The organism is Campylobacter sp. FU_497 (assembly GCF_025772425.1).
Classification (GTDB): Bacteria; Campylobacterota; Campylobacteria; order Campylobacterales; family Campylobacteraceae; genus Campylobacter_D; species Campylobacter_D lari_C.
The window spans coordinates 13,732-34,686 of the sequence record NZ_JAKMSC010000012.1; the positions used below are offsets into that span (position 1 = coordinate 13,732).

General features: G+C 28.5%; 23 protein-coding genes. 13 read left to right on the forward strand and 10 right to left on the reverse strand.

Translation table 11 applies throughout. The features are described 5' to 3' along the window. Positions 1 to 10: 10 nt before the first annotated feature. The 5 genes from L8W68_RS05825 to L8W68_RS05845 form a co-directional block, all read right to left on the reverse strand. The gene (locus L8W68_RS05825) at positions 11 to 1,357 is read right to left on the reverse strand and encodes an FAD-dependent oxidoreductase (RefSeq protein WP_263675343.1); all 1,347 of its coding nucleotides are present in this window, start codon (positions 1,355 to 1,357) and stop codon (positions 11 to 13) included. A 109-nt stretch (positions 1,358 to 1,466) separates the two neighbouring features. Then, positions 1,467 to 2,090, reverse strand: a complete 624-nt coding sequence (locus L8W68_RS05830; protein ID WP_263675344.1) for a type III pantothenate kinase — start codon at positions 2,088 to 2,090, stop codon at positions 1,467 to 1,469. Next, a complete protein-coding gene (locus L8W68_RS05835; RefSeq protein ID WP_263675345.1) occupies positions 2,077 to 2,409 on the reverse strand; it encodes a hypothetical protein in 333 nt (110 codons plus the stop codon). Before L8W68_RS05835 ends, L8W68_RS05830 begins: the two co-directional genes overlap by 14 nt. A 1-nt stretch (position 2,410) precedes the next feature. Continuing rightward, complete coding sequence (locus tag L8W68_RS05840) at positions 2,411 to 3,406, reverse strand: hypothetical protein (RefSeq protein WP_263675346.1); 996 nt, start codon at positions 3,404 to 3,406, stop codon at positions 2,411 to 2,413. Continuing rightward, positions 3,403 to 3,948: a hypothetical protein gene (locus L8W68_RS05845; protein ID WP_263675347.1), complete on the reverse strand. Its 546-nt coding sequence runs from the start codon at positions 3,946 to 3,948 to the stop codon at positions 3,403 to 3,405. The genes L8W68_RS05840 and L8W68_RS05845 overlap by 4 nt, the downstream gene beginning before the upstream one ends. Positions 3,949 to 4,099: 151 nt before the next feature. On the opposite strand from L8W68_RS05845, the gene gatC reads away from it, so the two are divergent. From gatC to L8W68_RS05885, 8 genes are read left to right on the forward strand one after another with little or no spacing between them, the layout of a single operon-like run. Next, positions 4,100 to 4,387: an Asp-tRNA(Asn)/Glu-tRNA(Gln) amidotransferase subunit GatC gene (gene gatC, locus L8W68_RS05850; protein ID WP_263662245.1), complete on the forward strand. Its 288-nt coding sequence runs from the start codon at positions 4,100 to 4,102 to the stop codon at positions 4,385 to 4,387. Positions 4,388 to 4,408: 21 nt separating this feature from the next. Next, a complete protein-coding gene (locus L8W68_RS05855) occupies positions 4,409 to 4,978 on the forward strand; it encodes a CvpA family protein (protein ID WP_263675348.1) in 570 nt (189 codons plus the stop codon). Beyond that, on the forward strand, positions 4,968 to 5,423 hold the full coding sequence (locus tag L8W68_RS05860) for a Fur family transcriptional regulator (RefSeq protein WP_043019516.1): 456 nt from the start codon (positions 4,968 to 4,970) through the stop codon (positions 5,421 to 5,423). The genes L8W68_RS05855 and L8W68_RS05860 overlap by 11 nt, the downstream gene beginning before the upstream one ends. 11 nt (positions 5,424 to 5,434) lie before the next feature. Further along, entirely contained in the window at positions 5,435 to 6,937 is a 1,503-nt protein-coding gene (gene lysS, locus L8W68_RS05865; RefSeq protein WP_263675349.1) for a lysine--tRNA ligase, read from the forward strand. Beyond that, positions 6,938 to 8,179, forward strand: coding sequence for a serine hydroxymethyltransferase (locus tag L8W68_RS05870; RefSeq protein ID WP_263675350.1), 1,242 nt, complete (start codon positions 6,938 to 6,940; stop codon positions 8,177 to 8,179). It begins immediately after the preceding gene. Beyond that, positions 8,176 to 8,721, forward strand: a complete 546-nt coding sequence (locus tag L8W68_RS05875) for a DUF1882 domain-containing protein (protein WP_263675352.1) — start codon at positions 8,176 to 8,178, stop codon at positions 8,719 to 8,721. The genes L8W68_RS05870 and L8W68_RS05875 overlap by 4 nt, the downstream gene beginning before the upstream one ends. Before the next feature lie 20 nt (positions 8,722 to 8,741). Beyond that, positions 8,742 to 9,548, forward strand: coding sequence for an SPOR domain-containing protein (locus L8W68_RS05880; protein ID WP_263675354.1), 807 nt, complete (start codon positions 8,742 to 8,744; stop codon positions 9,546 to 9,548). After that, positions 9,545 to 10,327, forward strand: coding sequence for a shikimate dehydrogenase (locus L8W68_RS05885; RefSeq protein WP_263675356.1), 783 nt, complete (start codon positions 9,545 to 9,547; stop codon positions 10,325 to 10,327). Before L8W68_RS05880 ends, L8W68_RS05885 begins: the two co-directional genes overlap by 4 nt. On the opposite strand, the gene dnaJ is transcribed toward L8W68_RS05885, so the two are convergent. Continuing rightward, positions 10,324 to 11,445, reverse strand: coding sequence for a molecular chaperone DnaJ (dnaJ, locus tag L8W68_RS05890; protein WP_263675357.1), 1,122 nt, complete (start codon positions 11,443 to 11,445; stop codon positions 10,324 to 10,326). The two genes, L8W68_RS05885 and dnaJ, sit on opposite strands and share 4 nt — an antisense overlap. A 113-nt stretch (positions 11,446 to 11,558) precedes the next feature. Here dnaJ and L8W68_RS05895 point away from each other — a divergent pair, with 113 nt between their 5' ends. The 3 genes from L8W68_RS05895 to L8W68_RS05905 are packed head-to-tail and all read left to right on the forward strand — an operon-like array spanning position 11,559 to position 14,034. Continuing rightward, positions 11,559 to 12,230 (forward strand): response regulator transcription factor, encoded by a 672-nt coding sequence (locus tag L8W68_RS05895; RefSeq protein WP_039617824.1) that lies wholly within the window; start codon positions 11,559 to 11,561, stop codon positions 12,228 to 12,230. Next, entirely contained in the window at positions 12,227 to 13,459 is a 1,233-nt protein-coding gene (locus tag L8W68_RS05900; RefSeq protein WP_263675358.1) for an ArsS family sensor histidine kinase, read from the forward strand. The genes L8W68_RS05895 and L8W68_RS05900 overlap by 4 nt, the downstream gene beginning before the upstream one ends. After that, positions 13,459 to 14,034 carry a recombination protein RecR gene (locus L8W68_RS05905; protein WP_263675375.1) on the forward strand — a complete coding sequence of 192 codons (576 nt, stop codon included), beginning with the start codon at positions 13,459 to 13,461 and terminating at the stop codon, positions 14,032 to 14,034. The genes L8W68_RS05900 and L8W68_RS05905 overlap by 1 nt, the downstream gene beginning before the upstream one ends. Here L8W68_RS05905 and L8W68_RS05910 read toward each other — a convergent pair. From L8W68_RS05910 to L8W68_RS05920, 3 genes are read right to left on the reverse strand one after another with little or no spacing between them, the layout of a single operon-like run. Next, on the reverse strand, positions 14,021 to 15,043 hold the full coding sequence (locus tag L8W68_RS05910; RefSeq protein WP_263675359.1) for a hypothetical protein: 1,023 nt from the start codon (positions 15,041 to 15,043) through the stop codon (positions 14,021 to 14,023). The two genes, L8W68_RS05905 and L8W68_RS05910, sit on opposite strands and share 14 nt — an antisense overlap. Beyond that, positions 15,040 to 16,833 (reverse strand): excinuclease ABC subunit UvrC, encoded by a 1,794-nt coding sequence (gene uvrC, locus L8W68_RS05915; protein ID WP_263675360.1) that lies wholly within the window; start codon positions 16,831 to 16,833, stop codon positions 15,040 to 15,042. The genes L8W68_RS05910 and uvrC overlap by 4 nt, the downstream gene beginning before the upstream one ends. Then, entirely contained in the window at positions 16,826 to 17,299 is a 474-nt protein-coding gene (locus tag L8W68_RS05920) for a hypothetical protein (protein WP_263675361.1), read from the reverse strand. The genes uvrC and L8W68_RS05920 overlap by 8 nt, the downstream gene beginning before the upstream one ends. Before the next feature lie 134 nt (positions 17,300 to 17,433). On the opposite strand from L8W68_RS05920, the gene nhaD reads away from it, so the two are divergent. Together nhaD and guaA are read left to right on the forward strand one after the other, a co-directional pair. After that, positions 17,434 to 18,792, forward strand: a complete 1,359-nt coding sequence (nhaD, locus tag L8W68_RS05925) for a sodium:proton antiporter NhaD (protein ID WP_263675362.1) — start codon at positions 17,434 to 17,436, stop codon at positions 18,790 to 18,792. A gap of 9 nt (positions 18,793 to 18,801) precedes the next feature. Then, the gene (guaA, locus tag L8W68_RS05930) at positions 18,802 to 20,337 is read left to right on the forward strand and encodes a glutamine-hydrolyzing GMP synthase (RefSeq protein WP_263675363.1); all 1,536 of its coding nucleotides are present in this window, start codon (positions 18,802 to 18,804) and stop codon (positions 20,335 to 20,337) included. On the opposite strand, the gene L8W68_RS05935 is transcribed toward guaA, so the two are convergent. Continuing rightward, a complete protein-coding gene (locus L8W68_RS05935; RefSeq protein ID WP_263675364.1) occupies positions 20,338 to 20,889 on the reverse strand; it encodes a class I SAM-dependent methyltransferase in 552 nt (183 codons plus the stop codon). Positions 20,890 to 20,955: the final 66 nt, after the last annotated feature.

The following is a 20,955-nucleotide window of genomic DNA, read 5'->3' on the forward strand; positions in this document are numbered from 1 at the left end:
CTTATCCTTTTTATAGTAGTTCGCTAGTAAATAAATCCTCATTAAAATTAGCACCCAAGTATTGACAAATAAGTTTTGCATCTCTATAACCATTGCCAAGACAGCTTGTAGCACCTGGACTTGGTGTCATATTGAAAATTATACCTGGAATTTCAGTGATACTTGCCTCACCAAGCATTAATTCTCCTGCTTTTTTATCAAGCACTTGAGGGCGTACTCCGCCAAAGTTTTTGGCATAGTAAATATCATCTGTTTTTAAACTAGGAACTATTTTTTTGGCATCTTTTACAAAAAGTCTTTTGTTAATATAAGGAATTTCAAACAAATAATTATAAAGAATATAATTTCTAATAGTAGAATCTTTAAAAAGATTAAAACAAATTTTAACTACATTCATATCTAAATTTAATGTTTTGAAAAATTCAGGTAACGATTTAAAACCATGATATCTTTCTAACATAGGAATAACTAAAGCAGTAGGGCCAAAGCGTGTATTCATATTGGCTAATAAATCAGGATCACCATGTAACGCAGCAAATGGGAGTTTTGGATTTTGCACCATATAAACTTTACCATTTAAAATTTTTCTTTTTGCCATGTAAAAACTTCCTGCAACAGGAAAGCAAGATTTATCTAATCCTATACCCATTTTATGTGCTAAAAATAAAGAATGTGCTCCCGCATTTACTATAATTGATTTTGCACTATATTCTTTAAAATCTCTTGTTTTTATATAAAAAATATCATCTTTTTTTTCTATAAAAACAACTTCTTGATTATAAGCTACATGGGTATTTTTGCCTTGTTTGCAAGCTTGTTCTATAAGATTTTGGCTCATTAATCCAAAATCCACTGTAGTATAAATTTCACCTTCTTCTACGCCCATAGCGACTATATTATCTGCTCTATCATTGTTGCCATCTTCACCCAAGACAACATTAGGTTCTATTTGCTTAATATCATTTTTAGTGTAAAATTTAATATAAGGATATAATTCTTTAAATTCTTCATATCTATTTTTCATATACTCGCATTCTTTGTCTCCAACTGCAAGTGCAAGTTTTTGGTGTGAGTGCATAAATTTATTTTGTGCATTTTGCAAAAGACCGTATTTAACAATCATATCTGCAGTTTTTTTAACTTTTTTTGCTTTTTCTAAGGTATAGTTTGTTTCTATATCGCCACAGTGGATAGTTTGTGAATTGCTTGTGCTATGACTATTTAAAGTTGCGGCATTATTATATTTTTCTAATAAAGCAATATTTTGAATATTTGTATATCTAGCTAGCTCATAAAATGCCGCAGCACCAGAAATCCCACCGCCAATTACTACGGTATCAAAATGTTTTTGATCCATTGTTATCAATTCCTTTTGTATATTTACTTTTGCTAATGATATCAAAATATAGTTGTTTTGAGTTTAAATAAAGCTTATAATTTTAAGAGTAGGGGCGTAGAAATAAATTTTAAAGTATAAAATTTTCACAAACAGCTTTTTTCATGCCTCTAAAAATTAAAAATTTATCATAAATAGCATAATCAAAAAAATTTGCAAGAAATTGTCCATCACCGCCGGTAAAATATAATTTTTTACCATATGCACTATCTTTTATGAGTAAATATATGCTTTTAAATACACCATAACTTAAAGCATCAACAGTTCTTTGGGGAAAAGCATCAAAATTTATTTGGGTATTTAATTCATATTTTAAACGTGATGAAATATTAGAAAAAGATTTTTTGTAACTTTCAATACCAGGAAGAATAAATCCACCAAGATGAATAGAATTAGAGATAACATCTACAGTGATTGCAGAGCCTGCATCAACTACAACACCATCTTCTATAGTATAGCAAGCTGCTATTCTATCGACCCCTAAATTATCATAAATAGTATCAAAGTTAAAATATGGAGCAAGATTAATAAATAAGGGATTTTGTTTCAATCTTTGCTCTAAATTTGGATTAACATTGATATAAAATACTTTCTGTGTTGGCTCATATTGTAAAAACTGTTCTATACTCATAGAATGAAATTTTTGCTCGTTTAAAAAACTTGCGGTTGTATTGCCAATATCACATAAAAGCATAACTTTTAATTCCTTTGGTAGTTAAATATTCTTTTGCTTTTGAGCAAATCAAAGCATGATGAAAAATAAAATAATTTTTGAAATTTAAATTTAGAGTTTGGTTTATATTTTGAAAAATACTTTCAAATTCTAGACATTCTTTTGTTAAAATTTTACTTTTCGCAAAAGAAAATAAAATTAAGCAGTATTGCTTACTTGTATTTTCTCCATAAATACAAGTTATTTTTTTCTTTTTACTAAAAACATGAATATCTAAAGACTCAGTGTTTTTTAAAATAATTCCATGCTTTATAAGAATATCACTAAGTTCTTGATTCATTTTAGTTTAATTGTAAAAATTTGTTTTGAAAGAAAAATTTACCATTTGCCATAAAACTTTTTTTATCAACAGCTTCACTTAGTTTATATACTGTATAATCTTTTAAATTGGTATTTAATTTGATTAAATAACCTGTTTTTTCAAAAATATATAAAGAGTTGTTGTATAAGGTGCTTTTGGAAAATAGAGCAAATTGAAATTTTATTTCATCGATTTTTCTAAGATTATAATCATTTTTAAGAATTCTTCCATCTTTTGTAAGTATGAAAATTTCATTATCATTGATATTTACTTCTTTAATATTTTCATTTAGATATAAAGTTCTATTTGGAGTAACAACGATGATTTTTTGTGCAGTTGCAGCAACCATTGTATCATTTTTTACATGAAGGTAGATGATATTGTTAAAAAATTCTTCACTACTTACCAAAATTTCTTTACTAACTTTTAATGTGCTTTTATTGAGTATGGCTAATTTTCCATTAAGCATAGGATATATGATAATAGTATTTAAAAAATAAGGATTAGCATAACGACTATCTTGAGCATAAGCTGTACCAAGATTTTGAAGCATTTTAATACCAAGATTTTTATTTGCATATACTAAGGTATTGCTAGCTAAAACCAAGGCTATATCATCTCCATCTATACTTGCACTTACTACGCTTTCATTAAATTTATGAGAAAATAATTCATCTCCTTGTAAATTTAAAATCTTAAAATTTCCATTATTATCGCCAATAAGAACTTCTTCTTGTTGCATATTTAAAATATGATAATTTTTATCTAGTTTAAAATTAATAATATTCCCCGTGGAATCTATAAAGGAATTGCTATTTAATTGTGCTATATTGTTATTGAAATTGATAATCTTACCATTAATATTATGTGAGTTATAAGGAAGTTGTTCTGTTTGTGTTGGTTGATAATATTCCCTTTTTGTGCCACAAGCGCTAAAAAATATTAAAGTTATAATAAATAAATAAAAGTGTTTCATTTTATTCCTTGATAATGTTTTAAGCTTGTAATAATCTGCCATAAAGGAGAATTTATAGGTATTTTATTAAATTCTATATCTGCATTTTTAAAATCATTTTGCTTTAGAAATTCAAAACCTGCTAGTAGGGTATTATAATCTTTTAAAAATTCTGACTTTTGATTATTTTGAGCAAGTACTATTTGTTTCAACAAAGGATCTATATTAAGACTTAAAGTTTGATTAAGATCTTGATTGTTTTGCCCCATGATGAATATGGTGTATAAATTTGCATTTTTTTGTTTTAAATCTTCAAGTAATTTTTGATCTGAAGGATTTTTTAATAAATTATTAAAAATTATATTGCTTTCTTGAATATTGCTTTCTTGTTTTAGATTATAAAAATAACTTCCACCAAAATATGCAACCAAAAGCACGATAATCGTAATGAAGTAGTATTTGTATTTTTTTATAAAGCGCTCAGATTTAATAAAATTTTCCATCATTTGCTCTTGAGAGCTTAATTCTTCTTGGACTGCTTTTAAGTTTTCTTTTAAAGCCATATTTTCCCTTTTTTAGCAAGAATAAACATTATTTATTGTTTTAAGTCTATAATTGTAACATATAAAAATGAAAAAATAAATGATTTTATGTTATAATTTTTAATCTAAAAAAAAGAGTTTTCTTGGATATAAATTAAAATTAAGGTAAATCATGCAAATTGATGATAAATTATTGACTAAACTTGAAAAGCTAAGTGCTTTAAAAATTGCCGATGAGAAAAGACAAGAATTAGAAGAACAATTAAGTCAAATTGTTAATTTTGTAGAAAAATTAGATGAATTAAAACTTGATGATGTGGAGGCTATGACAAGCACCACAAAAGGTGGAACGCCATTTAGACTAGATGAAAGTAGAAAATCTGAAGTATTTGATGTAATTAGTAAGCATGCTCCAAATTCTCAAGATGGATTTTTTATAGTCCCTAAAATAATTGAATAAAATATTTGGAGTTTAGCGTAGATGGAAAATTTTTCGTGGTTTGATGTATTTGTTTTGGGCTTAACTGTGATTTTGGGCTTAAAAGGCTTGGTAAGTGGTTTGTTTAAAGAAATTTTTGGTTTACTGGGTATAGTTGGTGGGGTTTTACTTGCTTCAAGATATGCTAAAGAAGTAGCAGAAATTATTAATAATAATTTTTATGCAATTGAAAATGAAAATCTTGCAATTTTTGCGGGATTTCTAGTTTTATTGATCGTGATATGGATAGCTTGTATGGCTTTGGGAAATATACTATCAAAAATGTTTAGTATGAGTGGTCTTGGTTTTATAGATCGTATTGGTGGATTTTTGTTTGGTAGTGCTAAAATATTTTTGATTTTTGCTATTTTGGTAGCTTGTATTAATAATATAGAATTTTTAAATTCAAGCTTGGAAAAATATGCTAAAAATAGCTATACATTAGAATTACTTAGACAAACAGGTGATTTTATAATGAATACGGATTTTACTCAAAATGGTTTAGATAAAATACAAGAACAAATTATAGATTCTAATTTAAGTCTAAATTCGGAGGTAAATAATGCAAATTGAAAATATAGAATATGATGTTTTGCTTGAGCGTTTTAAAAAAACACTTAAAGATAATGGTCTAAAATATACCAAACAAAGAGAAGTGCTTTTAAAAACCTTATATAATAGCGATATGCATTATACTCCAGAAAGTTTATATGTGGAAATTAAGCAAAAAAATCCTGAGCTAAATGTAGGTATTGCGACAGTTTATAGAACTTTAAATTTATTAGAAGAATCAGGTATGGCTACTTCTATATCTTTTGGTGCTTCAGGAAAGAAATTTGAACTTGCAAATAAGCCTCATCATGATCATCTAATTTGTAAAAGTTGTGGAGAGATTGTAGAATTTGAAAATTCTATTATTGAGCAACAACAAATGTTAATAGCAAAAGAATATAATTTTAAATTAACAGGACATTTAATGCAACTTTATGGCTTATGTCCACAATGTAGTAAAAAATAAAGGTATATTTAATGTTTGATAATATTTTAGAACAACAAAAAATTCAAAAAGCACAAGAATTAAAAGAACTAGGAATCAACCCTTATCCGCATTTTTTAAAAAAAGAAATGAGCATAAATGAATATAAAAGTAAATTTGCTTACATTAAAGATATGGAAAATCAGCGCGATGAAAATGCTCATGGGGTGTTAGCAGGAAGATTAAAGCTTCTTAGGATAGCTGGTAAATCAGTATTTGCTAATATAGAAGATGAGCAAGATAATTTACAAATTTATTTTAATCAAAATATTTTAGGGGAAGAATACTTTGCTATTTTAAAAAAATATCTTGAAGTAGGGGATATTGTTTTGGTTAAAGGTTTTCCTTTTATGACTAAAACAGGAGAATTTAGTCTTCATGTGGAACAAATTCAAATAGCTACAAAAGCCATAGTGCCTTTACCGGAAAAATATCATGGACTTACTGACATCGAGCAAAGATATAGAAAAAGATACCTTGATATGATTATGAATAGTGAAGTGAGAAAAGATTTTATTTTGCGTTCTAAAATTGTTTCTTATATTAGATCTTTTTTTGATAATAAAGGATTTTTGGAAGTTGAAACACCAATGATGCATCCTATTGCAGGAGGAGCAAATGCAAAGCCTTTTGTGACTTATCACAATGCTTTGGGTGTGGAAAGATTTTTAAGAATAGCTCCAGAATTATATCTAAAACGTTTGATTGTAGGTGGTTTTGAGGCAGTTTATGAGATTAATAGATGTTTTAGAAATGAAGGGATGGATTTAACGCACAATCCTGAATTTACTACAATTGAGTTTTATTGGGCTTATCATAATTATCATGATTTGATGGATTTAACAGAAGAGCTTTTTGCTATGCTTTTGGATAAATTAAATTTAGACAAAAAACTTGAATTTGATGAAAAAATAATTGATTTTTCTAAGCCATTTGAAAGAATTACTTATAAAGATGCGTTAAAAAAATATGGTGGTTTAGATGATGAGCTTATTAATAATAAAGAATTAATCTTAGAAAAGCTAAAAAAAGATGGCTTTGAAGCCAATGAAAAATTAGAATTAGGTCATTTACAAGCTGAACTTTTTGATAATTATGTTGAAGATAAACTAATTAATCCTACTTTTGTGATAGATTTTCCTATTTCCATAAGTCCTTTATCTAGAAGAAGTGATAAAGATGCAGATATTGCTGAAAGATTTGAGTTGTTTATCGCAGGTAGAGAGATTGCAAATGGATTTAATGAGCTTAATGATCCGCTAGATCAATATGAGAGATTTTTAAAACAAATTGAAGCTAAAAATGCAGGTGATGAAGAAGCATGTGAAATGGATGAGGATTTTGTTAATGCACTAGGCTATGCTATGGCACCAACTGCAGGACAAGGTATTGGAATAGATAGATTAGTTATGCTTTTAATTAATAAAAAATCAATTCGTGATGTAGTGCTTTTCCCAGCTATGAGACCACTTAAAAATGAGATAAAAGGAGAGTAAATGTTGGAAAATTTTGATAAAGAAATTTTTGATTTAACCCAAAAAGAGTTAGCAAGACAATGCGATGGTCTTGAAATGATAGCAAGTGAAAATTTTACCATACCAGAAGTTATGGAGGTAATGGGTAGCATTTTAACAAATAAATATGCAGAAGGCTATCCTGGTAAAAGATATTATGGTGGATGTGAATTTGTAGATGAGATTGAGACGATTGCTATAGAAAGATGTAAAAAACTTTTTAATTGTAATTTTGCCAATGTACAACCTAGTTCAGGTTCACAAGCAAATCAAGGTGTGTATATGGCATTATTAAATCCTGGTGATAGAATTTTGGGTATGGATTTAAGCCATGGAGGACACTTAACTCATGGTTCTAAAGTAAGTTCTTCTGGAAAAGTTTATGAAAGCTTTTTTTATGGAGTTGAGCTTGATGGAAGAATTAATTATGATAAAGTTAGAGAGATAGCAAAAGAAGTTAAGCCAAAACTTATTGTTTGTGGTGCTAGTGCTTATCCTAGAGTGATTGATTTTGCCAAATTTAGAGAAATAGCAGATGAGGTTGGCGCATACTTATTTGCTGATATTGCGCATATTGCAGGTTTGGTTGTAGCAGGTGAACATCCTAGTCCATTCCCTTATGCTCATGTTGTAAGTTCTACTACACATAAAACTTTAAGAGGTCCAAGAGGCGGGATTATTATGTGTAATGATGAAGAAATTGCCAAAAAAATCAATTCTGCAATTTTTCCAGGTATTCAAGGTGGTCCATTAATGCATGTAATTGCTGCTAAGGCAGTTGGGTTCAAATATAATTTGAGTGATGAGTGGAAAATTTATGCTAAGCAAATCATTAAAAATACTGCTACTTTGGCACAAGTTTTAATAGATAGAAAATATGATTTAGTCAGTGGTGGTACTGATAATCATTTGATTTTATTAAGCTTTTTAAATAAAGATTTTAGTGGTAAAGATGCAGATTTAGCGTTAGAAAGAGCAGGTATTACAGCTAATAAAAATACTGTTCCAGGTGAAACTAGAAGCCCCTTTGTAACGAGTGGTTTAAGACTTGGAACAGCAGCTTTAACAGCTAGAGGTTTTAAAGAAGAGCAAATTACTATTGTTGCAAATTATATAGCTGATATTTTAGATGATATACAAAATACTAAACTACAAGAGGAAATCAAGGTTAAACTAAAGGATTTAGCAAGTAATTTTATTATTTATGAAAGGGCTTTATTTTGATTACAACAATGGATTTAGCTTTAATTAAAATGGTTACAAGCCATTATTATATAAAGCGTGATACTATAGTGAATAAATATGAATACAAGGGTAGGATTTTCTTTGATAAATTTGAGAAAATCAATGCTCCATTAACTGCTAGTGTTATACAAGAGCATATGGAAAAAAAGATAATCGTGGCGCATTCTTTGATTAATAGTTTTGATAAGGTTGAAAATATTGTATTTGATTATAATGGTTTCAATGCGGAGCGTTTTTGGCATAGAGCGCAACTTGTTTTAAGAGAAGAGGGTTTTATTAATTTTACCGCTTATAGAACAAGAACTAATAATCACTTGCATTTGTATATTCATAAAGGACATACAACCTTTAACGAGGCTTGCTCTTTAGGCTCAAAATTATCTTTACTTTTTTCTCAAAAGATGCCAGTAGAGTGGAAGGTTTTTCCTAGTATGGATATACCTAGAGAATTTAATATATTAACCCTGCCTTATGAAGTTTATCAAAAAGAACGTGGTGCCTCTTGGTCTAAACACATGTAATTTCTTGAAAGGATGAAAAAATGGAAGAAAATAACAAAAATGAATTTGATGATATTATTTTGCAAAAAAACAATAAAAGCGAAAAGCTTAAAAAAATTTTGCTTAGATCAATTATTTTAATCATTGTATTTTTAGTTGTTATGATAGCAATGAAACTAATCAATGATCCAGGTGAAGAAAAAACATTACAAATGCCATCAGAGCCGCAAGAGCAAGCTACTTATGAAAATAACTTTAATTCTTTACCTATTACAGATAGTACTAAAGAAGAAGATGAATTTGAAGCTTTAGCTAGAAAATTAAAAGAAGAAAGTTCTTTGAACGATACAAATACTACTATAGAGGAAAAGCAAGAAGTTCCAAGCAATAGTGTGTTAGATCAAATTACTACAGTAGAATCAAAAGAAGAGCCAGTTAAGGTAGAAGAAAAACAAGAAGAGATTAAGCCTGTAGAAAAATCCATAGAAAAACCAATTCAAAAACCTTCTGAAAAACCAAAAAATAATGTAGTTGAAAAACCAAAAGCTCCAGAGCAAAGCAATACAAATGAATTGTTTGAGAGTATAAAAACCCCAAGTGTTCAAACGCAACTTCCTGCAGGTGCTTATATTCAAGTTTTTTCTTTAAATAGTTTAGATCCTAAATCAAAAGAATTAAATATACTTAAAGAAAATGGATATGATTATAAAATTTATAAAACAACAGTAAATGGTAAAGAGCTAACAAAAGTTTTAGTTGGGCCTTATAAAGAAAGTGAATTAAAGGCTGAGTTAGAAAAAGTACGTTCTAAAATAGCAAAAGGTGCTTTTACATTTAGAGTAAAATGAAAACTTTTGCGGTTATAGGCGATCCTATTATGCATTCTAAATCTCCAAGAATGCATAATAATGCCTTGCAAGCTCTCAAAGAAGACGCAGTTTATACAAGATATCATCTAAAAGATAAAACAAAATTAAAAGAAATTGTTCAAAAATTAGATGGTGCTAATATCACCATACCTTTTAAAGAAGTAGCTTGTGAAATAGCTGATTTTAAAGATGAAAGTGTTATGCATATAGGCTCTGCTAATACTTTGTTAAATAAAAATAACAAAATTTATGCTTATAATACAGATTATCTAGGATTTTTAAAAGCGATTGAAGATTTTTCTCTTATCAAAAATGCTTTGATTTTGGGTGCTGGGGGTACGGCTAAAGCTTTAGCTTATGCTTTAAAATTTATAAAAATTGAAGTTACAATAGCAAATCGCTCTAGTGCTAGATTTGAAAATTTAACCAATTACCCATGTTTTTTATATGCCCAACTTGATTTAAGTAAAAAATTTGATTTGATTATTAATACAACTAGTGCGGGTTTAAATGATGAAAAATTACCTTGTCAAGAAGAGATTTTAAAAGGTTTTTTTCTAAATGCCAAATATGCATTTGACGTGATTTATGGTAAAAATACACCTTTTTTAAATTTAGCAAGAGAAAATGGCTTGACAATAAAAGATGGCATGCAAATGCTTTTATGGCAAGGTGTTTTTGCTTTTGAGTTATTTTTAGAGTGTCAAAAAATAGAAGAAATTTATAAAGCCATGGAGATGGCTTTAAAACTTCCTTAGTGACTAAACCAAGATTTGATTTTATCAAATAAGCTTTCTTGTTCTATAAAAGCTTCTTCATCTGCTAAGCCAAAGCTTTTTTCAAGTTGTAATAGTAGATTTTTTTGTTCATCAGTAAGTGTTTTTGGAAATTTTATTTCAATTTGTACAATATGTGAGCCTAATTTTCCATTATGAATATTTTTAACACCTTCATTAGCTAATTCAAATTTTTGTTTATCTTTTGCACCTACTGGAAGTTTAAGATCAGCCTCTCCTCTTATGGTAGAAACTTTAATAGTCTTTCCTAGAGCAGCTTGGGTAAAAAATACAGGTACTATGGTATAGATATCATCATCATGTCTGATAAATTTATCATCATCTTCTACGATAATTTTGATATACAAATCACCTCTTTGAGAAGAATTTGGAAGCTCATTAGCTTTGTTTTGTACTCTAAGACTCATGCCACTATCTATACCTTCTGGTATATCAAGCTCTATACGATCTTTAATTTCTTCATAACCATTACCATGGCATGTTTTACATTTATCTTTGATAATCTGACCGCTACCTTTACAATGATCACAAGTTTGCACAAAGGTCATAAAACCTTGTCTAACACCAACTTGCCCTTTTCCTCCACAATGAGGACAAGTATCTAATTTTCCATTTTCTGAGCCACTTCCTTTGCAGGATTTACAAAAGCTTTTATAGGTAAAATCGATTGTTTTTTTGCAACCAAAAACAGCTTCTTTAAAGCTAATTTTTGTCGCTATTTTTAAATCGTGAGGATATTTATTTCCTTTTTCCTTTTTGCGTGCTGAGCCTCCAAAACCAAAATTATCTCCAAAAAAGCTTGAAAATATATCTCCTAAATCAACATCACCAAAGCCATTAAATCCACCTGTTTGCCCTTTAAGCCCTTCTTTTCCATATCTATCATATATGCTTCTTTTTTCATCATTGCTAAGAACTTCATAGGCTTCGTTGACAAGTTTAAATTTTTCTTCAGCTTCTTTATCTCCTTGGTTTCTATCAGGATGATATTTTAACGCCATTTTTCTATAAGCTTTTTTTATGGTTTCTTTGTCTGATGTTTGAGAAATTTCTAGTATTTCATAATAGTTAAGTTCCACTTTTTTCCTCTCTTGAAAAATTAATATTGTAATTTTAGCAAAAAAATAAATGAATAGTTAAATTATGTGTTATAATATTAAGTTTGTAACATATTTTCACTAAAGGGGTAGAGATGATTAATGTTTTAATGATCGAAGATGATCCAGATTTTGCAGAGTTTTTGGCAGAATATTTGGCCCAGTTTAATATAAAAGTTACTAATTATGAAGATCCGTATTTAGGAATGAGTGCTGGTATAAAAAACTATGATTGTTTAATTCTTGATTTAACTTTACCTGGACTTGATGGTCTTGAAGTTTGTCGTGAAATAAGGGAAAAATATAGTATTCCTATTATTATTTCTTCAGCTAGAAGTGATTTGAGTGATAAAATTGTAGGACTTCAAATAGGTGCGGATGATTATCTACCAAAACCTTATGATCCAAAAGAAATGCATGCAAGAATTATGAGTTTGATTCGTCGTTCAAAACGCGTAAATGAAACTCCTGAGAAAATCATCAATTCAGCATTTAAAATTGATGAAAAAAGACATGAGATTAGCTACAATGATGAAGTTTTAGTTTTAACACCTGCTGAGTATGAAATTTTAAGTTATATGATAAGACAACATGGATTTTCAGTTAGTAGAGAGCAACTTGTATATCACTGTAAGAGTTTAAAAGATAAAGATTCTAAGAGTTTAGATGTAATTATTGGTAGGCTTAGAACCAAGATTGGCGATAGTTCAAAAGCACCAAAACACATTTTCTCAGTTAGAGGAATAGGATACAAATTAATAGGATGAAAGTAACTATTAACCTTAAGATCACGGTCCTTTTTGCAACAGCATTTTTATTTGTTTGTGCCTTATTTGTGCTTTTAGGTAAGGTTCAGATAGATTCTTATTTAACTAATGAGCAAAGCAGACAAAAAGAAATTGTAGAAAAGATAATATATAATTTAGAAAGAAAAGAAGGTTTTTCAATACATGAGTATCTTCTTTCTAAATCTTTTAAATTAGTTGAAAATGAGCGTAATATAAAACATATTGTTGCCAAAGGTGAAAAAGTACTTAGGGTTAATTCCTTGTATGGAAGCTTTTCTTCTATTATTTATCATAATCAAATTTTTTTCTATGTAGAGCAACTTAACACAAAACATCTTTATGAGTTAAACGCTTCTGCGCGTCTTGAGTATTTATTTTTATTGAGTTTCTTTTTTAGCTTGATTTTGATTATATTTTTATATTTTTCAGTATTAAGATCTTTAATGCCTTTGAAAATTTTAAAAAAGAAAATTAAAAATATTAGCGCAGGTAAAATTGAACCTTTATCTGAATATTCTCAGATTAATGATGAAATTTCTGAAATTTCTTTTGAATTTGATCATGCTATCAATAAAATTCAAGAACTTGTAAAATCAAGACAGTTTTTCTTAAGAATGATTATGCACGAGCTTAAAACACCTATTGGAAAAGGTAGAATAGTTTGTGAAATGCTAGATAATCAAAAGCAAAAAGATCGTTTGGTGGCGATTTTTGAAAGACTTGAATTATTAATAGATGAATTTGGAAAAATTGAAAAAGTTTTATCAAGAAATTGTCAGCTTAATTTGCAAACTTATCATCTGAGTTTGATTTTAGAGCAGGCTGAAGATTATTTAATGAGAGATGATTTTTATCAAAAAGTAAAGATTACTTATAAAGAGGATACTATGATAGTTGCTGATCTAGAACTCTTTTCTTTAATGCTTAAAAATTTAATTGATAATGCTATTAAATACTCGGTTGATAAAGCTTGCGAGATTATATGTTCTGGAGATTATATTATTGTTAGAAATAAGGGAATTCAGCTTAAAAAAACTTTTGATTATTATTTAAAACCTTTTGTAAGAGAGCATAATACCCAAGTAGAAGGAATGGGGTTAGGACTTTATATTATTAATAATATTTGCAATCTTCATGGTTATAATCTAACCTATAGTTATGAAGATGGCTATCATACTTTTAAAATTGTTTTCTCAAGGTTGAAATAATTTTGAAGGGCTTAGAAAAATTTAATGAGTTAGTAGCTGCTTTTTCTGCATTGCCTACCATAGGAAAGAAATCTGCTTTAAGGCTTGCATATCATGTTTGTATAAAAGATCCTTTGTTGGGTTCTAAACTTGCTTATCATATTGAAGAATCCATAAGAATGATAAAAAAATGCACACAATGTGGTGCTTTAAGTGAAAATGAATTATGCGAAGTTTGTTCTAATATAGAAAGAAATCATAATATTATCTGTATAGTTCAAGATTCTAAAGATGTTTTGGTTTTAGAAGATAGTGGAAGTTATGATGGGCTTTATTTTGTACTTGATGATACAAGTGAAGAAAACATTATAAAATTAAGAAGCATGATTGAGCATAATAAAACCACAGAAATATTTTTTGCTTTCACGCAAGGCTTAAATTCTGATGCTATTGTTTTTTTTATAGAAGAAAAATTAAAAGATTTAAATTTGAGTTTTTCTCAAATAGCTCAAGGCATCCCAAGTGGTGTGAGTTTGGAAAATGTTGATTTTATATCTTTGCATAAAGCTATAAGTCATAGAACTAAGCTTGACTAATATATTTTTTTAATAATGCCAACCATTCATTTTTGTTAATATCATTTAAGATTATATTGGTAAAATCACAGTTTTTAACTCTATCTTTGGAAAAAAGTAAAATGGTATTTTGTGGATTTTTTATTTTATATTCTTGCAAAATTTGACTAATATATGCAAGATCAAATTTTATAACTTCATAATCTATTAAAATCAATTTGAAATTTAATTGTAATGCTTTTTTAAAATCACTTAAATTATTTACAGCTTGGTTGTTTTGGTAAAATTGATTGGTTATATTTAAAATAAGATCGTTTTCAAAACTAGTAGATTTAAAAATCAAAACATTATAAGAATTTCTTTTTTTGTAAGTTTCTTGTGTGAAATTGGCATTTAAAAAATTAATAATATCTTCAGCGCAAATTTTAGTAAAAGTAAAATTTAAAATATCACCAACTTTTTCTTTCGAGATAATAAAGCTAAAATTCTTTTCTTTGTAATCATTTGTGATTTCACTACTAATTCCTATATTTGATAATATACATTGCAAAAGAAAATTTTCAATAACATTGTCGTTTATGATACCTACATGTATATTTTCAAAACAATCATTTATGGGAATTTTATTGTGGTGATATTGTTGTAAAATTGGTTTTAGTGTGCATAAATTATCTGTTTGTAAGTAATTTAAACCTTGAATAAGATATTGAAAATCTTTTTGTGCAAGTTGATTTTGTAGTTTTTGATCTTGTAGTTGTTTATTGATTAAATCAAACGATAGTTTTAAATTTTCTTTTAATTCTTCTAAAGAATTTGATTTTGGCAAAGAAAAATATTTTTCAATTTCTTGAGTTAAAATTTTATTTTTTTTGATTTTTTGATTTTTTAAGATTATATAAACACATGCAATGATAAAAATCAAAATACTCATAAAAGTATAAATGAAGAATAGTTTTTGATCGATAGGATATAAAAAATAATAATTTAAAAAACATAAAATTAAAGTCAAAAGACTAATAAATAATATCATAAATTTTCCTTGATTAATTTAGCTATTTTTGCATTGGAAAGTGATTTTAATTCATCAAAACTAGCTTTGCTAATTTCATCAAAACTACCATAATAATCTAAAAAATTTTTAATATATCCTTGGGAAATTCCAAGTTGTATTAATCTAGAACTTTGCAAATCTTGTTTTCTTTTTGTTTTTTGATGAAAACTAATTGCAAAGCGATGTGCTTCATCACGTAATTTTTGCAAAAATTGTAATTTTTTATCATCGGTTGAAAGTTGAATTTTACCTTCTTGGGTATAAATTTTATCTTTCGCACTTCCTTTTGCCCTATAAGCTTTTGCATCTATTTTTTCTTTAGAAATCGCTAAAATATCTACATTTGCCCCAGAACTTTTGATGATATCATTGGCTAGTTTTAATAAAGCATCTCCCCCATCAATTAACCATAAATCAGGCGGAGGATTTTTATCAAATGACATAGCTCTTTTGCTAAGGGTTTGAAGCATTTGATCGTAATCATTTTTATAGGATAAATGGTAGTGCCTATAAGAACTTTTATCAAATTTCCCATCTTTATAGGCTACTAAAGCACCGACATTTGCCTCACCTTGCATATGAGAATTGTCAAAAATTTCTATATAATTAGGATAATTTTGCAAGTTAAAAAATTCTTTTAATTCTTTTAAAAATAAATAATCATCACTTTTTAAGTGTTTTTGTATATTTATTTTTGCATTTTCCAACGCAAGTTCACACAAGGCTTTTTTTTCACCAAGTTTTGGAGTCTTAAGATGAAATTTTCTAGAAAATCTCTCGCTAAGTAAATTTTGCAAAAGGTTCATATCTTCAAATTCTTCATGTGTATAAATTCGGGTTGAATTTATTGGGCTATCTTGGGTGTAATTTTCTAATATGTATTGTTTATATACTGCATTTAGGTCAAATTCATCTTGATGATTTAGGGTTAGCACTTTATGGTTTGAGCTAATTATTCTACCATTATTTATAACAAAACGTACCATAGAGAGTATATTTACTTCATGATATATGGCAAAAACATCAAAATCTTCTAATTTTGCAAGGTCTATTTGTATTTTTACGCTTAAATCTTCTATTGTTTTGATTTGATCCCTTATAATAGCTGCTTCTTCGTAGTTTTCATTTTTTGCATATTCAAGCATTTTGTTTTCTAAATTTTTTGTTAAAGATAAGGGATTTAAAAGAGCTTGAGTAGCATTTTGGACAATTTTTTCATAATCTTGTTTGGAAATTTTTTGCTCGCATGGTCCTTTACAACGCTTGATTTGATAAAAAAGGCAAAGTTCTTTACAAGATTTTTTTTGTCTTAGTTCAAAAGATAAATACAAAGCATTTAAAAGCTCTTTTGCTCCTTTAAAAAAGGGACCAAAATATTTTATTTTATTTTTTTTGATAATTTTTCTTGTAATTTCAAATCTTGGAAAATCTTCATTTAAATCTATATAAATATAAGGGTAGGTTTTATCATCTCTTAATAGTATATTGTATTTTGGATGAAGTTGCTTTATAAAAGAATTTTCTAGTATTAAAGCATCGGCCTCACTTTTTGTAGTGATAAATTCTAAATGATGTGTTTGGCTAATCATTTTTTGAATTCTTAAGCTATTGCTAGGATTTAGGCAAAGATTTGGAGTGAAGTTAAAATAACTTCTAACACGATTTTTTAAATTCTTGGCCTTACCTACATATAAAAGCTTACCTTGTATATCAAAATACTGATACACACCTGGTAAATTTGGCAAGGTTTTGAGTTCATTTTCAAGCATTTTTTATAAGCTTTCGTAGTTCTTCAAATTTATTATATAAAATAGGATTTTCAAAATGATTTTTAAAATTTCCATTAGAAAGCTCTAGATGAGTTTTTTTATGATCAGCAAAAATACTATTTTTAGATATAAAGTTTTTATCGCTAAGTATTTTTATATTTTCTACCTTTGCAAAATTACTCATTGGTTTAGCTAAAGTATAGTTTTTTATGAGACTTTTAATCATTTTTTTGGTATTATCGTGATTAAGCTCCATATACGCAATGTGGTGTTTAACTAAAATAATCAAAGTATTATTTTTTATAAAGAGTTTAGTAATCATTTGTTGGTGATTATGATTAAACAAATTTAAAAACTCTTTATATTGCAAAAGTGCTTTTAAAGGTCTATAATGTTTATATTTTTCAGAATTAACAAATATATTAATAACATCACGACTTGTTTTAATTTCGTTTTTAACTTCCATTTAATTATTGTAACATTTTTTTTATTAATATTTTTAAGTGCATGTGGTTATAAAGCTGCTCCATTTTATGAAATAAAAGATAATAATGGCAGCGTAAAGGAAATAAAAAAATTCCAATCTTTGGAGAGTGAAATATGAGTAGAATACTTTTTTTACTTTGTTTTAGTATTAGCTTTTTATTAGCAGGTCAAACTCATGAGTTAAATTTGGCTTTTAGTGCTTTGGGTATAGGTATTTTAATAATTTTTATATTAGGTTATTATTTTATCGCAGCAGAAGAAAAATATCATATCAACAAAACTAAGCCTGCTTTGTTTATAGGTACTTTATCTTTTGTTATCATAGGTATATATATGGTAATGAACGATTTAGATACGCAAATACTTGAAGAAAGTGTTAATCATCTTATTTTAGAAATTGCACAAATTGTTTTTTTCTTAATAGCTGCTATGACTTTTATAGAAGCGTTGATAGAAAGATCAGTTTTTGAAACTTTAAAATACAAACTTGTAAGCAAGGGTTATACTTATAGAAAGTTATTTTGGCTAACAGGTATTTTAGCTTTTTTTATCTCTCCAATTGCAGATAATCTTACAACCGCTTTGATTTTATCTACTGTGCTCTTAACCATAGATAAACATAATAAAGAATTTTTAATCCCAGGTGCTATAAATATTGTAGTAGCAGCTAATGCTGGTGGAGCTTGGTCGCCTTTTGGTGATATTACTACTTTGATGGTTTGGACAGCAAAAAAAGCCACGTTTTTTGAATTTTTTGCTCTTTTTCCTGCTTCTTTTATTGGTTGGTTGCTTACTGCTTATTTGTTATCGCGTTATGTGCCTGATATTAAGCCAAATTTCCACAAAGATAATTTAGAAAAAGTAGAAATTAAACCAGGCGGTAAAGTTTTTATTGTGCTTGGTTTTTTAACTATAGCTTTGGCGGTATTTATTCATAGTATTTGTGATTTACCTGCAATGTGGGGTATGATTTTTGGCCTTTCATTGCTTAGTTTGTATATGTATTTTTTCAACAGAAAACAAGGTAAAAAAGATTTAAATATTTTTCATTATATGACGCGTATTGAGATGGATACTTTATTATTTTTCTTCGGTATTTTATCTGCTGTGGGTGCCTTGCATTTTGTTGGTTGGCTTGCTTATGCTTCTGATCTTTATGCAAAATTTGGAGCTACTAGTATTAATATAGGAGTAGGATTTTTATCTGCTATTGTAGATAATGTTCCGGTTATGAGCGCGGTATTAAAAGCAAACCCAAGTATGGATGATACTCAATGGCTTTTAGTGACTCTTACAGCGGGAATAGGGGGATCTTTGATTAGTTTTGGTTCAGCTGCTGGAGTAGGAGTAATGGGTAAAATGAAAGGAATTTATACTTTTAATGCTCATTTAAAATACGCATGGACGATTTTGGTTGGTTATATAATATCTATTATAGTTTGGTATGTACAATTTCAATTGTTAAATTTATAAAGGAGTTAGATGAAAAAAGCAGATATTTTAGTTTTGGACTTTGGTTCACAATATACACAACTCATTGCTAGAAGATTAAGAGAGCAAGGTGTGTATGCAGAAATTTTACCTTTTAATGTGAGCTTAGATGAGATTAAAGCTAAAGAGCCTAAAGGTATTATTTTAAGTGGTGGGCCAGCTAGTGTATATGCAAATGATGCTTATTTTTGCGATAAGGGTGTTTTTGATTTAAATATACCAGTTTTAGGAATATGTTATGGTATGCAACTTATGGCACATCATTTTGGAGCAAATGTTGCCCCAGCAGGTCATAAAGAATATGGCAAAGCAACTATAGATATTCAAAATGATAGCGACTTGTTTAAAAATTTACCTAAAAAGCAAACAGTATGGATGAGCCATTCTGACAAGGTTGAGAATTTACCACAAGGTTTTGAGGTTTTAGCAACTAGTGAAAATAGTCCTTTTTGCGTATTTGGAGATGAGAAGCGTAAATTTTTTGCTTTACAATTTCATCCTGAAGTTCAACATAGTGAGTTTGGAAAAAGCATCTTAAAAAATTTCGCAAAATACGCATGTAATTGTGATAGTGTATGGAATATGGGATCTTTTGCAAAAACTCAAGCACAAAAAATCAAAGAAGAAGTAGGAAATGATAAAGTACTTTGTGCAGTAAGTGGTGGAGTCGATAGTAGCGTAGTGGCTGCATTGCTAGCAAGCGCGATAAAAGATCAAGTAGTAGTTGTTTTTGTTGATAATGGTCTTTTAAGAAGCGGAGAAAAAGAACAAGTTGAGTATATGTTTAGACACACCTTGGGTATTGATCTAATTAGTATTGATGCTAGAGAAATTTTCTTAAGTCGTTTAGCGGGGGTGAGAGATCCTGAGCAAAAGAGAAAAATCATAGGAAATACCTTCATAGAAGTTTTTGAAGAAGAAGCTAAAAAACATAAAGATGTAAAATATTTAGCACAAGGGACTTTGTATACTGATATTATCGAAAGTTCGGTTGTAGGAGCTAGTAAGACTATAAAATCTCATCACAATGTGGGTGGTTTGCCTGAAAAGATGAATTTAAAACTCATCGAGCCTTTAAAGGAAATTTTTAAAGATGAGGTAAGAGCTTTAGGAATGGAGCTTGGTTTAAGTAAAGATGTAGTTTATCGTCATCCTTTTCCAGGACCAGGCCTTGCTATACGTATAATGGGCGAGGTAAATGAGCCTAGCTTGGAGCTTTTAAAAAAAGCAGATGTGATTTTGATTGAAGAATTAAAAAGCAGTGGTTGGTATGATAAGACATGGCAAGCTTTTTGTGTGCTTTTAAACGTGCAAAGTGTTGGTGTAATGGGAGATAATAGAACCTATGATAATGCAGTTTGTGTGCGTGTTGTTAATGCAAGCGATGGTATGACTGCAACTTTTTCTCATTTACCTTATGAATTATTAGAAAATATTTCACGCCGTATTATTAATGAAGTAGAAGGAATCAATCGTGTGGTGTATGATATTTCTAGCAAGCCACCAGCAACGATTGAATGGGAATGATTATTTAGTACAAAAATAAACAAAAGCAGGAGGGAGATTTTGCCAAATGATAGGTGAAATTTCTACCTTGCTAAAAGTAGCAAAAAGTTTTTTCTTAAAAGCCCTTCCTTTTGGTGTTGGGAGTATATAAGCAAATGTTGCAAAACAACCGTTTTCCTCTAAAGCATCATGAATAGATTTTAGCAGTAAATCTTGCTCTTTGGAATTTAATAAAGCCCAAGGAATTCCTGAGATAATCAAATCAACACTGCTGATCGCTCTTTTTTCTAACATATTTGGTAAAAATTCTGCTGAATTAACTTCTATATCTATATTTTTTATATTTTGCTTTAATTTTTTTGCCATGTGAGGGTTGATTTCAACGGCAAAAAATCTTGCATTATGGCTTTTTTGTTTGAGGATATACTTTGTAAAACTTCCCGTACCAGGCCCTATTTCAACGATATTTTTTGCATGTTGAACATGAGAAGTTATAAGTTTGCTTAATTTTTTGGAGCTTGCGCAAAATGCTCCTGTTTGTTTTGGGTTTTTAAAATATTGATATAAAAACATAAATAAAATACCTAAAGATGTTTATTTTGTGAAATTTTAAAATATAATTGTAAATTTATGAAAACA

Bases quoted from the DNA above. Each gene is read 5' to 3' on its own strand.
- L8W68_RS05845 (WP_263675347.1), bottom strand. From the start codon at position 3,948: ATGGCTTTAAAAGAAAACTTAAAAGCAGTCCAAGAAGAATTAAGCTCT.
- L8W68_RS05825 (WP_263675343.1), bottom strand. From the start codon at position 1,357: ATGGATCAAAAACATTTTGATACCGTAGTAATTGGCGGTGGGATTTCT.
- L8W68_RS05870 (WP_263675350.1), top strand. From the start codon at position 6,938: ATGTTGGAAAATTTTGATAAAGAAATTTTTGATTTAACCCAAAAAGAG.
- L8W68_RS05860 (WP_043019516.1), top strand. From the start codon at position 4,968: ATGCAAATTGAAAATATAGAATATGATGTTTTGCTTGAGCGTTTTAAA.
- L8W68_RS05920 (WP_263675361.1), bottom strand. From the start codon at position 17,299: ATGGAAGTTAAAAACGAAATTAAAACAAGTCGTGATGTTATTAATATA.
- L8W68_RS05855 (WP_263675348.1), top strand. From the start codon at position 4,409: ATGGAAAATTTTTCGTGGTTTGATGTATTTGTTTTGGGCTTAACTGTG.
- gatC (WP_263662245.1), top strand. From the start codon at position 4,100: ATGCAAATTGATGATAAATTATTGACTAAACTTGAAAAGCTAAGTGCT.
- L8W68_RS05910 (WP_263675359.1), bottom strand. From the start codon at position 15,043: ATGATATTATTTATTAGTCTTTTGACTTTAATTTTATGTTTTTTAAAT.
- L8W68_RS05835 (WP_263675345.1), bottom strand. From the start codon at position 2,409: ATGAATCAAGAACTTAGTGATATTCTTATAAAGCATGGAATTATTTTA.
- L8W68_RS05885 (WP_263675356.1), top strand. From the start codon at position 9,545: ATGAAAACTTTTGCGGTTATAGGCGATCCTATTATGCATTCTAAATCT.
- nhaD (WP_263675362.1), top strand. From the start codon at position 17,434: ATGAGTAGAATACTTTTTTTACTTTGTTTTAGTATTAGCTTTTTATTA.
- L8W68_RS05880 (WP_263675354.1), top strand. From the start codon at position 8,742: ATGGAAGAAAATAACAAAAATGAATTTGATGATATTATTTTGCAAAAA.
- L8W68_RS05840 (WP_263675346.1), bottom strand. From the start codon at position 3,406: ATGAAACACTTTTATTTATTTATTATAACTTTAATATTTTTTAGCGCT.
- L8W68_RS05830 (WP_263675344.1), bottom strand. From the start codon at position 2,090: ATGCTTTTATGTGATATTGGCAATACAACCGCAAGTTTTTTAAACGAG.
- lysS (WP_263675349.1), top strand. From the start codon at position 5,435: ATGTTTGATAATATTTTAGAACAACAAAAAATTCAAAAAGCACAAGAA.
- L8W68_RS05900 (WP_263675358.1), top strand. From the start codon at position 12,227: ATGAAAGTAACTATTAACCTTAAGATCACGGTCCTTTTTGCAACAGCA.
- L8W68_RS05895 (WP_039617824.1), top strand. From the start codon at position 11,559: ATGATTAATGTTTTAATGATCGAAGATGATCCAGATTTTGCAGAGTTT.
- uvrC (WP_263675360.1), bottom strand. From the start codon at position 16,833: ATGCTTGAAAATGAACTCAAAACCTTGCCAAATTTACCAGGTGTGTAT.
- guaA (WP_263675363.1), top strand. From the start codon at position 18,802: ATGAAAAAAGCAGATATTTTAGTTTTGGACTTTGGTTCACAATATACA.
- L8W68_RS05935 (WP_263675364.1), bottom strand. From the start codon at position 20,889: ATGTTTTTATATCAATATTTTAAAAACCCAAAACAAACAGGAGCATTT.